Below are 13,012 nucleotides of genomic sequence, written 5' to 3'. Positions count from 1 at the left end.
TTTAAGTATGGTTCAGAATATTGTTTTCTGCTGGCCAGCCAGGTCGCAAAGCGGACATTCAGGCTTGGCAATAACGCCAGCGTAGCGGGTCGATTTGTGGAACGGCAGCGGAACAAAGCGGTCCCGTTGACGCGTTGGTTATGCTCAGGCACTTGGACCGTGCTGTTTTGGCCCATGCCACTCAAATACTTCCAATGTCTGTCGCAGGATTTTTTGAAGCCTCTCCATTGATTCCGGTGACACATCAACCTCCCCATAATGGCCATCAGCCATTGTTGAGCCATATTTGGACCCATTAAGGGAGTTAAGGATGAGCACACCTCCGTTGGGGGCACTTACCATATTGTTTTCGACTGGTTTCAGGTCCAGTGGCTTCGGGTTCCTCCCCGCGCCGAGACCACGAGATCTATCCTCTAAGTGCTGAGCGGTGTTCCTTACTCCCCGAAGGTCGGGAAATGCTTCGCCTATCTGAGCGTGCAGCTCTGCAAGGATTTGCGGGACACCCTCTTCTTTTGATAGTACTCCAAGGAACTTATCAAATGAATCAATAGCGTATAGAAAGGCTCGGGCGTATATGAAAGGTAAATTGCACTCGAACTCCCGTGGTTGAAATCCGTTCGACCATTTCTCTCTCTTGAACCGGACTTCTGTTTCAAAGTAGAGCTCATCCCAATGCTCGTGCCCAGGAAACCCACCGTACTCTTGCTCAACCTCCTGCCTAATCTCGCTCCTTCGTTGGGCGTCTCGTTCCCAGTTTCCGCGGTCAGCAAATGAGGGGCGGGCAGATCTGGCTTCCGTAAACAAGTTCAGGGCAAGGTTTGCCTCAAAGTACTGTGATTTCAGTGATTGCAGCAGGTTTCCGATTTTCCATGCCCAATCCCGGTCCTCGCTTTCGAGCCATGTTCCAGGAGTTATGATCTCAAACACATACATTGCATGTACTCCTCGGAAGCAAAACGCCCAAAGCAGCGACTGCCGGAGTGAGGCGCAGCCGCAATGTAGTAGCCGTCGCCGACACTGGAGCGGTTAAACGATTGGGGGCAGGTCAAATTGACTAGGCGATATTGATGATGAATGGATCGCTGTAGGTAACGCATCGACCTCGATACAAAACAAAGCATCTGACCCAATGCTTTCCCGTGTATAGCGTATTCTCCTTTCTCTCTAAGCCAAGCTTAGAGTCATTGTTTCTCGGGTAATAAAACCCGCCACGCAAACATTTGTCTTTGGCAGCATCCCGACCAGTATTCACTACTTGCCACACAACCTGGTCAAAATTACCAACTCCGATTACGTGGGCTTGGAACTGAATGGCGCCGTGCTTGCTCACTTTAGGGCCATCATCTGTCAGCTGAACTCTCTGAGAGCCATTTTCAAAGACGGCGTTAACTGCCACCAGGGCTCCAAGATCCTTTCGGAGACTAAAGCTAGGTTGCTTTACATGAGGGGCCTCAAAGAGGCTAAGCCTCCTCTTTCTCAACTCATTAAGGCTAGATATCCCAAGGGAACCTGCAACGTCCTGGGTAGAGAAAGGCGATGGAATGCCTTGATATGATGCCAAACTAGTGGTGGATCCGGATGGCACAATCCCCGACTGCTTCCTGGCTTGATTCACGACCACATCACCTAGGCCTTCTCTAAGAAGCTCGGTGGCCTGGCTTACGTCCGCACTATTCAAAGCATCGTTGACGTCTCTTTTGACCCGGTCAAGCCACCTATAAAAGCACTCCTTGCGCTGAGGGTGCTCTGGCCATTTGTCCGCAAAGTTTTCCATCGGGTTGACCGGATTTTTTACCACGGGTCCCTCTGGACCTTCCTCAATGTAGTGCTCCATGTTGTTAACGATGTGCTGTAAGGATTCGCTGAGACTCGCTTGGTTATCGTAGGCATGGGCGGCTAGCGTGGAGATGATAATAGAGATTGGCTTGTCATCATGGCCCTCAAACATAAGGTCTCGGTGGCGTTTGAGAAACTGAACCGACCGCTGAAGTGGAGGCTTCACCTTATAATCAGGCACCTCCTCGACCGAGCTGGCATGCATGCTCTCCATGACCAACTTCCGAGCACGCTCGAACTCGACGTTCATCTGGGACTTGAACCACTCAGCGTAGCCCTTGGGATTACTGTTCGGCCATTCCCTGGTCCCATGAATAGGGAAGCTCACTGCTTTGTTATCCGTGATGGCGATCGCTAGGCCAGTAAACTCGTCGGCTGAAAAATTTTGGCTTTCAAGAGTCATCCGAAAGTCGTCGTCATCGGGTATCGCGGGCAGTATGTCCATGTGGAACTTAGCGCCGTCAGCATAGTTCAATGTCCAGCAGCGTCTGCTGTCCTCGGGGCGCTTGTTCATGTTGTTGGCACTGGCATAAAGCTTGATCTCTTCGCCGATAGCCTCTTTAAGAGACTTCTGAGACCACTCAAGCTTTGTCGACTCCAGGTTGCAGACCAGATCAATGTCGTACTCCCCATCGCGGTTATAGGGCTTTACGACAGTTCCCAGACGGAATGAACCTTGGGAGTATATCTCCGGGTTGTACCGTTTTACGCGTGACGCCGGCCGTCGAAGCCATTCCCCGACCGACTTGTAGCGCGTTCGCGCCTCTTCGGCTTTGTCTTCAGGTATGTCCAGTTGTTCACAAGCCTTTTCCAGGAAATTGTCAAAATTTGTTCTGAAATTAACAGGCAAATCCGGCCTCCTGCGCCATCTGGGTGTCAAACAATATATTGGGTCAATAAATTTGCTTGCAAGATGTAGGCTTTTGAAAATCGATATATCTTCTCGACCTGTATAGGGTAGTTGGCAACAGGCTAGAGGCCAATTACGATGGGGTGTTTTGGGGCGGTCATCCAGGGAGATTAGGTGATGGGGAAAACGCAGACGGCGCTGAATATTTTTCAGACGATTTTGAAGTTGATTTTTACGGCTAGGAAGCGGACCCAATGGAGCTTATCCATTTTGTGTGTACTTACAGGGGCTTCTTTGATTGCTCTGCCGTTCGGGGCTATCCAAAGCGCTATTAGTTTTCTTATCCCAAACGGCTGGACCGAGGAACCCTTAACCGTTTCTCTACTTAATTCTGACACCAGTATCGTTTCACAGGTTTCCGCTATAGTTGCAGGTTTTTTTCTGATTGGTTTTGGAATGTACATAGGTAGAGTCGCCGTCAAGATTAACGCACGGAAACGCATTCTTCCCATTGAACACCTTGGACTACCAAATCTGGAACGTCGAGGCTTTATCAAGAATCTTCCCAAGGAATATGCCAGCGTGAACCGCGATGAAGTGGTTCTCGTCGATGGCCGTGATACCAACCCTGAAGAGCAGCTTAATAGGATCCGGTACAAGATTGCCGACTTGAGGGAGAAAATTGCAAAAGGTGGAGATCCCAACGACTATATCCCCATGTACGGTGGCCTCGCTCAGGTTCCCATGGTCGCTTGTGCTGGTTTCCTCTGGGGGAACAAAACTCCCATTCATGTTCGCGACTATGATCGACAAAAGGATGCCTGGCACGACAACGATCAGCCCGATGATGACGCGCAACTGGAACTCCAGTCGATTCCTGCTGTAAATCTGGAAGACAAGGAATTCGGCGTCTGCTTGGAATTCAGCATAAAAATGGACCGGCACGCAATGGCACGAGACTTCCCGGGTCTTCCCCTTTATTTCGTGCATTACTCCGACGGACTGGCGGGATACGATAAGATATCTTCAGCGGATAAGCAGGCCCGATTTGCCCACCAGATAAGTCAGTACCTGAATGACCTGATCCGTGCACACAAACAGGTTGATCGGGTTCATCTCTTTGTCACCGCACAGAACTCCTTCGTGTTCCGGCTGGGGCAGCAGCTCAATCAACTGCACATGCCTACTTTCCAGATTCATTACTACGACGCCAGAGTCGATCCCCCAGGACATCCCTGGTCTATCAAAGTTAGTCAGAAAAACGACGGGCCTAAGGTTATCCATAACAACATGGCCAGACCAGAAACAGCTTGAAGCCAGACACAAAAAGACCAAGCTAAAACGCAAAATTATTCATGCAAGCAAATCGATCAATCTGCCATCAGTTCTACTTAGTTGTATCAGCTTACCTTGAGAATGGTGTCAGATCGATTTATCTCTAGACAGTCTGACCGAAATCAAGTGAACCAGATTTCAAACAGGTGGCCGAAAAGCATGTTTGCAGAACCATTTGGCATGACTCGGGCTTAATCTGACTCGGGAATCGCTACAAGAGTAATGAAAGGAAGATGCAACATCGAAACGTGAGCGCCCCTAATGTTCGCTTTTGTTTAGCTGCTACGGTCGCAAAGCGGACATTCGAGTAAGACGAATAGCGCTTGCAGTATGCGCGCCCATGGAATGGAACCGAAGGCGCAATGAAATGGGCTTCGTCGCGCCTGCGCTTAATGGGTTCTACCCCGTTACTGTGGACATTCCTAAAAAGAGGCCTGACACGCTGCTCACAGGCTCGGCGTGCCTCCGAACAACAGGTAATAAGCGATGCCCAGTAGCGAACTGACTAAGATCACCGGCAACATGCCCACCTTGAAGCGTAACATGGCAATAAAGGCGCCCAGTGCCAGCACCACACTGGCAATCTGGATACTGCCCCATGTTGGCACCAGCAACTGCATGCCAAAGGTCCGAACCGTATCCACTTCGGCGAAAGCGACATGCACCGCAAACCAGATAGCCAGGTTCAGCATGACGCCCACGACGGCGGCGGTTACCGCCGACAGCGCCGCGCTCACTGCCTGATTCCCGCGCAGCTTTTCGACGTAGGGCGCGCCCAGGAATATCCACAGAAAGCACGGAACAAAGGTCACCCAGGTCGCCAGAACCGAGGCAAGAATACCCGCTGTAAAGGGATCGAGGGGGCCTGCGTCGCGGAAAGCGCCCATGAAGCCCACGAACTGTACTACCTGAATCAAGGGGCCGGGCGTGGTTTCCGCCATGCCCAGGCCATCCAGCATTTCCCCTGGCGCAAGCCAGCCGTAATTCTGCACGGCCTCCTGTGCCATATAAGCCAATACCGAATAGGCACCACCAAAGGTGAGGACGGCCAGCTTGCTGAAGAAGAACCCTATCTGGGTGAAGGCATCGTCAAAGCCCAACGATACAGCCAACAGAACTAGCGGTGTGAACCACAGCGGCAGCCAGACCGCGAGTACCTTGAGCGCCCGCTTGCGCGTTGCCTTGGTATGATGGGCGACACCGCCATCCATCATGGCGTCGATCGCCCGTTCTCCATCTTCGGGCGTGTCATGTCCCTTGATGACTACAAATCGTTCCGGGTCCACATGCCGCCCCAGCAGGCCGATAACAGCAGCCGTCAGGATCACTACCGGGAACGGAACTGCGAACAGGAAGATGGCAATGAAAGCAACAGCGGCCAATATGTACATATAGGCATTCTTGAGCGCTCGCTTACCGATCCGGATGACGGCCTGAATCACGATCGCCAACACCGCCGCTTTAATGCCGAAGAAAAGCGCCTGCACCAAGGTCGCGTCCTGAAAGCCCGCATAAAGCACGCTCAACACCAGGATGCTCAAAAAACCGGGTAACACAAACAGCCCGCCGGCCACGAGCCCACCCTTGACGCCATGCAGCAGCCAGCCGATATAAGTAGCCAGTTGTTGGGCTTCCGGCCCGGGCAGTACCATGCAGTAGTTCAGGGCGTGCAGAAACCGGCTTTCGCTGACCCATCGCTTTTCATCCACCAGAATACGATGCATGACGGCGATTTGGCCGGCAGGACCGCCGAAACTCAGCATTGCAATCCTTAGCCAGACGCGCACCGCTTCCCCAAACGTAATCTCATGACCAAACTCGTTGCGATCGCCACCCGATGGCACGGTGTCTTGTTGGGTTCTGTGGGCTGTATCGGTGGAGTGGGACGACTCTGGCATGCTTACTTCCCCTTCGTATAGGTTGTGTACAAACTGTCGAACACCTGATTGGCAGCCAGTAACAGCTGATCATCGTTATGATGAGACTCGCGAAAGCCCATCAATACGCATTCAACTCCAGTGGCCGCCGGTGGCTGATGGCCGCCAACATCGAGGTAATGCACCAGTTCCGCGATCCGCTGCAGTGCCACCTGGCGCAGGCCAAAGCTCGCCAGCAACGTTTCAAAGGTGACCTTGTCAGCTACATGGGTGAAGGCCGCTCCATCGAAATCAAAACCCAGCGCGTGATCAGGGCAATCAGCTGGAGAGCTTAACCATAGAAAATTCGCTTCCGGATCGATGAATCGCTTAATCAACCAGGCGCTGGCCAGGCGGTCCACCCACGGTCGGCGACGAGTTGCCCATACCCTTCCCAGGTAGTCGGCACGGTTGAGGAGAGCGACCGTGCCTGAAACAGGTAGCGGCTCATCAGGCGACAGCACCCGATTTGCGTCGGTTTCCAGTTCCTGCAACGCCCGATCGACCCGTTCACGGGCAGCACCTGGAAAAAAATCAATCTGTGACACGCGCGTGAAGCGCTTACGCAGTTTCCGGGTCTCCCTAATAACCTCCATGGCCGATTCTGGCAGCAGCGTTGCCCGTAGTTCTGCGATGTCCGAGTGCAAGGCCTCATAGTCGTCCGCACGATCGAATAAAGCGGGGAATTCATGAGCATCCGGGCCGTCAGTGGGTACAACATGGGCGACACCGCCGGCTTCACGCACGTCATGGGCCACAGCCTCCAACTTCTCGACGTGATCGGGGTGAGCTGGCAGTAAATAGACGCCGTCGCGAAGTGAAGCCGCGCCCCATGCCTTAATAGAGCGCCAGGCCCGCATACGCACCGTCGCATTTTCTGTAGGAAGTGACAAAATCAGTAGAAGCCATGACATTCTGTAGAATCTACTACGTGTTTGTAGCAATCACAACACTTTTATGGCTGAACGGTTGTGATGGCCATCTGACTACAGTCGCATTCTCATATATCCCCCCACGGGGGATAGGTTAAAAGCTGGTTTTGACCCCAGACTTACCAAATCATCAGCCACGCTAGGAACACTGTGATGCACCACGAACGACTCGATCATTGGCAACATAAGCATGTCTTTGGCCAGGATCGGAAGCGCCCCGGAGAAATCCGAACGCTCATCGTGGTGGGCCTAACGCTGGCGATGATGGTCTGGGAAATCCTGGCCGGGATCGTTTATGGCTCGATGGCCTTGCTGGCCGATGGGCTGCACATGGGGTCGCACGCGGTGGCCCTGGGTATTGCCGCCTTCGCCTATGCATACGCCAGGAAAAACGCAGGCAACGCCCGATTCTCTTTCGGGACGGGGAAGGTCAATGCGCTGGGCGGCTTTACCGGAGCCATTCTGCTGGCTGTCTTTGCGCTCTACATGGTCATCGAGAGTGTTGGGCGTTTTATCCAGCCCGTCCCCATTTCTTTCGATGGGGCCATATTTGTGGCCATCATAGGCCTGGTGGTCAACGGGGTGTCAGCGTGGATACTGGGGGATGCAGGTCATGACCATGGTCACAGTCACGGGCATAATCACGGTCACCACCATCATCACCATGACCACAACCGACGGGCCGCTTACCTGCATGTGCTTGCAGATGCGTTGACGTCAGTCCTTGCCATTGTTGCCCTTCTGGCGGGTAAATATGCCGGGTGGAACTGGATGGACCCGATGATGGGGATTATCGGTGCGATTCTGGTAACCCGTTGGTCCTGGCAACTTTTAAGAGACACCTCAAAAATCCTTCTCGACGAGCAACATCAGGACATGGAGGACGCTGTTAAAGAGGCCGTCGAAGACGACGATGCCAAAGTCAGTGATCTGCATGTGTGGGCAATAGGCCCAAACATTCATGCCGCTATTGTCTCAGTCGTCTCGCATCAGCCCGAGTCGCCCGCAGTTTATAAGGAGCGCATTCAGGCACACTGCCAGTCCCTGGTCCACGTGACGGTGGAACCTCTTCGCTGTGATTAACGGAGAGAACGCAAATTAGAGAGTAACGAGATCAAAGATAACGGGCGATTGCTTTGAACTCGTCGACGCGCCGCTGCTGCTCCGGCTCCAGCGGTCCGATGGCATCGTCCAGGCAGTGTTCAATGTGGTCCTGTACCAAGACGCGCTTGGCCTGCTGGATGGCCTTTTCCACAGCGTGAAGCTGCTGTGCCAGCTCCAGGCAGGGCTTCCCCTGATCCATCATGCCAATCACGCTTTCAAGATGGCCGTTGGCCCGCTTCAGGCGTTTGATGATATTCGGATGCGATTGATGCGTGTGATCATTTATCATGTTTAATTCCTATCCCCCGTGGGGGGATGGTATCCTCTTGCTTCGTTGAAATCCAACCACCGACTCGACCATTGAGACTGATGATTTCGGCCCTCCATCAAAGAAAACTGCTTCCGACGCTCGTCATGCTGTTCGCATTGGCGGGCCTGTCGCTGTCGGTGATTGGCGAGTCATTCTCTCACGGTGTGGCCAACTTGGCAGGCGATTGGGAATCGCAGCCTGACGGCCACCCAGGCAGTTATGGTGCGCATGGACACACCCACGATTTTGACGAAGAGCCAGAGACATCCTCAGTGCATCATGATGCTGGCAATCATACTCACGAGACCGTGGACCAGCTCAGGGTTCCGTTTGTTTCCCAAAGCCTGACCGTTCTCCGGCAGCCCGTGCCCTTTGCCGGAGGTTCTCCCCGCAGTTTGCGCTATCGGCTTGAACGCCCTCCAAAAGCCTCTATTCCCGCTTGATTCTTGCCGCTTACGTGGCCCGAGAAAACAAATTCAATTGGAGTCTTTATGTTGTCAAGCTTGCTTGGCGGTTGCCGTGGTGTGCCCTCAACGTGCACAGGCAGTCGTCTGTTCTGGACATTTCTGACCCTGGGCTTTCTGGGTATGAGTACCGATGTGCTTGCCCACGCAGTCGCTCAGGGCGACAGGGGCTACATCCAGGAAATTACCGGGATAAACCTTATTGCGTTCATCTATCTGGGGGCCAAACACATGGTCACCGGTTATGACCACCTGCTGTTCCTGCTGGGTGTCATTTTCTTCCTTTACCAAATGAAGCACATCGCGATCTACGTGAGCCTGTTTGCCCTGGGGCATTCCACCACAATGCTGCTGGGGGTGTACTTCAATGTGGGCATCAACAGCTACATCATTGATGCGATTATCGGCCTGTCCATCGTCTATAAGGCACTGGACAACATCGGTGCCTACCAGCGGTGGTTTGGCTTCCAGCCCAACACCAAGGCCGCCACGTTGATTTTCGGGTTCTTCCATGGTTTCGGCCTGTCCACCAAGATCATCGAATACGACATCTCGCCGGACGGCCTGATTCCGAACCTCCTCGCCTTCAACGTGGGCGTGGAAATCGGACAGTTGATCGCCCTGGCCATGATCCTGATTGCCATCAGCTTCTGGCGTAAAACCGACGGCTTTTTCCGCCACGCCTATACAGCCAACGTTGCCATGATGAGTGCAGGTTTCCTGCTCTTTGGCTATCAGCTCACGGGTTACTTTGTCGCCTGATTCTGGAGATTTGCTATGTACAACACCGATATACCCAACCGTGAAGAACTGCCCAGCACTGCCAAACTTATTCGATCAACCATCATCGCAGCTATTGTGGCGCTGATTCTGCTGGTGACCGTGGTCATGCCCGCCGAGTACGCCCTGGACCCGACCGGTGCCGGCAGATTGCTGGGGTTGACCGAAATGGGCGAAATCAAGGAACAACTGGCTGATGAAGCTGCCGCTGACGAGGAGGCACAGATGGTTGCCGTGCAATCCTCAAGCGATCAGCAGGAAACCGAAGCAGTACAGCCTGAAGCCGAAGAACCCGCTCAGGAAGCTGCCCCAGAGCCAGAACCAGAACCAGAACCAGAACCTGCGGCCGTGCAAGAACAACAAGCATCAGAACCAGCACCTGCAGAAACACAATGGCAGGACGAAGTGCGAGTGGTTCTTACGCCTGGCGAAGGTACTGAGTTTAAGCTCACCATGGAAGAAGGTGCTGTGGCTCGCTTCTCTTGGGTATCCGAGGGTGGCCCAATCAACTTTGATACCCATGGCGATGGAGGCGGCCAGTCAATTTCATACGAGAAAGGCCGGGGCGTACCGGAAGACGAAGGCCAACTGGAAGCCGCTTTTACCGGCAACCATGGCTGGTTCTTCAGAAACCGGAATGACAATGACATTACTCTCGTCCTTCGTACCGGTGGAGACTACGGACAACTGAAGAAAATGCTTTGATCACGCAGGCATAAATTGCAATTTTTTTTGGAGCCGGTCAGACAATGGCCGGCTGCGAGAAGAAGCGAAGGTTCATGAAATGGAGCAAAACCAGAGGTTATGAATCAGCTCATGAATGTCATGCATACAGCAATTAATTAGGCTACTGAAATACCGCGTTATTCATAATTTTCCATATCATCGGTGATCGCCGGGTCGGAATAGTTATTCCACTTTATCGTTAGTGCATCCGATTAAGCGGTACCAGCCTTCAAAATTGAATCGAAAGCCGATTCGAAGCTGAGAGCTGCAAATGTCCGCTTTTGTTTAAAGGCTGCGCTACTCTGATCTCTCGGAAAGGTGCTCTTTGAAAACAGAACGGCCAAATTATGGTAACAATCGGCAATCAGTCTGTGACGTCAATATCAGTGACGTATATCGTTTGGAGTGGACCAGATCTACGTGAAAGGCCTAAAAAATGTCTTTACCCACGTAGACAGTGTCTGAATGGTCCTCCTATCCCTTGGACCGGAATAATGGCCGCTGGAGGAAGCCAGAGCGCCATTATGGCCAGCATCATGACACCGCCCCCTGCACCCAGGCTGGCGGTAATCATGGAGGTTATGGTCGAAGCCAGCAGTAGCAGCGTGGCGGTTTCCGCAGACAGGGCTTGCGGCAAAAGACCGCTCAGACTGATCACAGAGGCGCAGCCTGATTCTTGCAGAACCCGGTGTCACGAAGTTCCCGGTGCTGACACAGGGCTTCGGTGGCCAGCTCCACATCCGCTACATAATATAACGAGGCCAGCCCGAGGCGGTTGCGGCCAAGATTGTGGAAAATCATGCCGAAGGCGATGTCGCCGGCGCTGAAGCGCTCGTGATGTTCTGCAAAATACCGGGCCGCACCGTCCAGCTCTTCATCATTGAGCAGGCGGCTGACCCGGGTTGCCCCGCCGTGGTAGGCCTGAATCAGCATCAGACTGAACAAAGGGTCTTTCTTGGCCTGCGGCAGGTGGCCGAAACGTTCGTCGAACACTGGCTGCAGATTGCGGGCATTCTGCATCATCAGCTTCAGCGCGCAATCGAGCTGGGCCAGCCGGTGCCAGTGATTATTGGCAGCGATACCACAGTCGCTTAGCACTCGTGGGGTCAGCTGCAGGATACCGATGGCGCCGGCCGTCGAGTGGGCTCTTGCTCTGGCGCCGCTTTCAATCAGAATCATGCCGGCGAGATAGCGAATCAGGCCCTCGGGCAGGTCAATGCGCTGTTGCTGCTGACGGGTCCGGGTAACATACAGCAAGGCTTCGTGGAGCGAGCCGGGGCTTTGTTCGCTGGCAAAGTCCAGATCATCCCAGCGTCCCCACAGACCGTCCCCGGACGACCTGCCGAGATAACGGGCACGGGCCTCAGCGAGCCGGGCGTGGGGCTGGTCGCAGCCCAGCGCAAAGGGGTAGCCGGTTATGCCGTCGCCGCCCGGTGTCCAGCCGGTGCTGCGGCCACTGCCTGCCATGGCTTTGCGGGTGGCGTTCAGACGTTGCTGGGTTTGTTCAGAATCTTTGCCATTGCTGATATAACCCAGAAACTGGCCGCGATGATCAAACAACAGGTGCCGCTCAGGGTCTGAGCAATAACCGGATTCCTCCAGCACCCAGCGACGGATATCCAGAATGTTGCTGTAAACCCCCTGGCTCGACCAGTAAGGGGCTTTGCGTATGATGTCCTGCCAGTTTTCAACCGGGGCAGCAACGGCCTTCATTGCAGGGCCGGCCACCAGCAGAAGTGCCAGCAGTAGGCGCAGTGCCAGAGTGGTGTGAGCGGGCATGATGGATCTGTTGCTCCGGAAACGGTTTGCTGAATGTCGCCGCAGGCAAGTGATAGGATGCGGTCAGATACGGATCATAACAATATCGGGGTGCTGCCATGAAACCATCGGAATATCTGCAATACGACGCAACCGCACTGGCTGACCTGATTCGCCGGGGCGAGGTTTCTGCAGCCGAGGTACTGGCGGCGGCCATAGCGCGGGCTGAGGACCAGAATCCGGGGATCAATGCGATCTGCCAGCCACTCTACCAGCAGGCCCGGCAACAGGCACCTGTGGCGGATGGTCTGTTCAGCGGCGTACCCTTGCTGCTCAAGGATCTGGGCCAGGAGCAGGCCGGACTTTCCTGTACCTGGGGCAGCCGCGCGTTCAGCAAGGTATTGGCGACGGAAGACTCCGAGTATGTACAGCGGGCCCGGGCCGCAGGCCTGATCTTTATGGGACGGACGGCGACGCCGGAATTCGGGCTGAAGGGCATTACCGAGTCGGAACTGTGGGGTCCCAGCCGTAATCCCTGGAACAGGGAACGGACTCCGGGCGGATCCAGCGGCGGTTCCGGGGCCGCGGTTGCTGCCGGTATCGTACCCATGGCGGGTGCCAATGATGGTGGTGGCTCGATCCGGATTCCCGCAGCCTTCAACGGTCTGTTCGGTCTCAAGCCTTCTCGCGGCCGGGTGCCCTGTGGTCCTCAGTCTGGCGAGAACTGGACCGGAGCCTCGGTTGATCATGTGGTGAGCCGGACGGTCCGCGACAGCGCCGCCATGCTGGATGTGCTGGCGGGTCCCGCTGCCGGCGACCCTTTCAGTATTCCGGCTCCGGACAAACCCTGGGCCGAGCTGGCCCAGCAGACGCCAGCGCGGCTTCGTATCGGCCTGTTTACCCGGTCACCCTACGGCACCGAAGTCCAAGCAGATTGCGTCGAAGCGGTGCAGGAAGCCGGGCGCCTGCTGGAGGGGCTTGGCCATGATGTGGTCGAGGCC

Annotated in this window: 12 protein-coding genes; 6 read left to right on the top strand and 6 right to left on the bottom strand. The window is 54.5% G+C overall.

Annotation, left to right across the window (positions count from 1 at the left end; all coding sequences use genetic code 11):
• Window positions 1–144: 144 nt before the first annotated feature.
• Complete coding sequence (locus tag AAC035_RS10875; RefSeq protein ID WP_339803796.1) at window positions 145–933, bottom strand: hypothetical protein; 789 nt, start codon at window positions 931–933, stop codon at window positions 145–147.
• A gap of 121 nt (window positions 934–1,054) precedes the next feature.
• Window positions 1,055–2,686 carry a cyclic GMP-AMP synthase DncV-like nucleotidyltransferase gene (locus AAC035_RS10870; protein WP_339803792.1) on the bottom strand — a complete coding sequence of 544 codons (1,632 nt, stop codon included), beginning with the start codon at window positions 2,684–2,686 and terminating at the stop codon, window positions 1,055–1,057.
• 177 nt (window positions 2,687–2,863) lie between these two features.
• Here AAC035_RS10870 and AAC035_RS10865 point away from each other — a divergent pair, with 177 nt between their 5' ends.
• Window positions 2,864–4,000 (top strand): SAVED domain-containing protein, encoded by a 1,137-nt coding sequence (locus tag AAC035_RS10865; protein WP_339803790.1) that lies wholly within the window; start codon window positions 2,864–2,866, stop codon window positions 3,998–4,000.
• A gap of 467 nt (window positions 4,001–4,467) precedes the next feature.
• Here AAC035_RS10865 and chrA read toward each other — a convergent pair whose 3' ends face one another.
• Both chrA and AAC035_RS10855 read right to left on the bottom strand, forming a co-directional pair.
• Entirely contained in the window at window positions 4,468–5,919 is a 1,452-nt protein-coding gene (gene chrA, locus AAC035_RS10860) for a chromate efflux transporter (protein WP_232902900.1), read from the bottom strand.
• Between the two features lie 2 nt (window positions 5,920–5,921).
• Window positions 5,922–6,851 carry a chromate resistance protein ChrB domain-containing protein gene (locus tag AAC035_RS10855; RefSeq protein ID WP_058091223.1) on the bottom strand — a complete coding sequence of 310 codons (930 nt, stop codon included), beginning with the start codon at window positions 6,849–6,851 and terminating at the stop codon, window positions 5,922–5,924.
• 171 nt (window positions 6,852–7,022) lie between these two features.
• On the opposite strand from AAC035_RS10855, the gene dmeF reads away from it, so the two are divergent.
• Window positions 7,023–7,952 carry a CDF family Co(II)/Ni(II) efflux transporter DmeF gene (gene dmeF / locus AAC035_RS10850; RefSeq protein ID WP_011786633.1) on the top strand — a complete coding sequence of 310 codons (930 nt, stop codon included), beginning with the start codon at window positions 7,023–7,025 and terminating at the stop codon, window positions 7,950–7,952.
• 31 nt (window positions 7,953–7,983) lie between these two features.
• Here the strand turns inward: dmeF and AAC035_RS10845 are convergent, their stop codons facing one another.
• Window positions 7,984–8,262 (bottom strand): metal-sensing transcriptional repressor, encoded by a 279-nt coding sequence (locus AAC035_RS10845; RefSeq protein ID WP_011786634.1) that lies wholly within the window; start codon window positions 8,260–8,262, stop codon window positions 7,984–7,986.
• An 80-nt stretch (window positions 8,263–8,342) separates the two neighbouring features.
• Here AAC035_RS10845 and AAC035_RS10840 point away from each other — a divergent pair, with 80 nt between their 5' ends.
• The 3 genes from AAC035_RS10840 (at window position 8,343) to AAC035_RS10830 (ending at window position 10,232) form a co-directional block, all read left to right on the top strand.
• Complete coding sequence (locus AAC035_RS10840; RefSeq protein ID WP_041656491.1) at window positions 8,343–8,726, top strand: hypothetical protein; 384 nt, start codon at window positions 8,343–8,345, stop codon at window positions 8,724–8,726.
• 144 nt (window positions 8,727–8,870) lie between these two features.
• Complete coding sequence (locus tag AAC035_RS10835; RefSeq protein ID WP_223268881.1) at window positions 8,871–9,509, top strand: HupE/UreJ family protein; 639 nt, start codon at window positions 8,871–8,873, stop codon at window positions 9,507–9,509.
• A 15-nt stretch (window positions 9,510–9,524) separates the two neighbouring features.
• Complete coding sequence (locus AAC035_RS10830) at window positions 9,525–10,232, top strand: hypothetical protein (protein ID WP_248181180.1); 708 nt, start codon at window positions 9,525–9,527, stop codon at window positions 10,230–10,232.
• Between the two features lie 675 nt (window positions 10,233–10,907).
• On the opposite strand, the gene AAC035_RS10825 is transcribed toward AAC035_RS10830, so the two are convergent.
• The gene (locus AAC035_RS10825; RefSeq protein ID WP_339803775.1) at window positions 10,908–12,032 is read right to left on the bottom strand and encodes a hypothetical protein; all 1,125 of its coding nucleotides are present in this window, start codon (window positions 12,030–12,032) and stop codon (window positions 10,908–10,910) included.
• Window positions 12,033–12,130: 98 nt separating this feature from the next.
• Between AAC035_RS10825 and AAC035_RS10820 the strand changes: the two genes are divergently transcribed.
• A partial coding sequence (locus AAC035_RS10820) for an amidase family protein (RefSeq protein ID WP_339803772.1) occupies window positions 12,131–13,012 on the top strand: 882 nt, incomplete at its 3' end.

Source organism: uncultured Marinobacter sp., from assembly GCF_963974375.1.
Lineage (GTDB): Bacteria > Pseudomonadota > Gammaproteobacteria > Pseudomonadales > Oleiphilaceae > Marinobacter.
This window is presented reverse-complemented; position numbering and strand designations above follow the sequence as displayed.

Bases quoted from the DNA above. Each gene is read 5' to 3' on its own strand.
- AAC035_RS10875 (WP_339803796.1), bottom strand. From the start codon at position 933: ATGTATGTGTTTGAGATCATAACTCCTGGAACATGGCTCGAAAGCGAG.
- AAC035_RS10865 (WP_339803790.1), top strand. From the start codon at position 2,864: ATGGGGAAAACGCAGACGGCGCTGAATATTTTTCAGACGATTTTGAAG.
- chrA (WP_232902900.1), bottom strand. From the start codon at position 5,919: ATGCCAGAGTCGTCCCACTCCACCGATACAGCCCACAGAACCCAACAA.
- AAC035_RS10855 (WP_058091223.1), bottom strand. From the start codon at position 6,851: ATGTCATGGCTTCTACTGATTTTGTCACTTCCTACAGAAAATGCGACG.
- dmeF (WP_011786633.1), top strand. From the start codon at position 7,023: ATGCACCACGAACGACTCGATCATTGGCAACATAAGCATGTCTTTGGC.
- AAC035_RS10845 (WP_011786634.1), bottom strand. From the start codon at position 8,262: ATGATAAATGATCACACGCATCAATCGCATCCGAATATCATCAAACGC.
- AAC035_RS10840 (WP_041656491.1), top strand. From the start codon at position 8,343: ATGATTTCGGCCCTCCATCAAAGAAAACTGCTTCCGACGCTCGTCATG.
- AAC035_RS10835 (WP_223268881.1), top strand. From the start codon at position 8,871: ATGAGTACCGATGTGCTTGCCCACGCAGTCGCTCAGGGCGACAGGGGC.
- AAC035_RS10830 (WP_248181180.1), top strand. From the start codon at position 9,525: ATGTACAACACCGATATACCCAACCGTGAAGAACTGCCCAGCACTGCC.
- AAC035_RS10825 (WP_339803775.1), bottom strand. From the start codon at position 12,032: ATGCCCGCTCACACCACTCTGGCACTGCGCCTACTGCTGGCACTTCTG.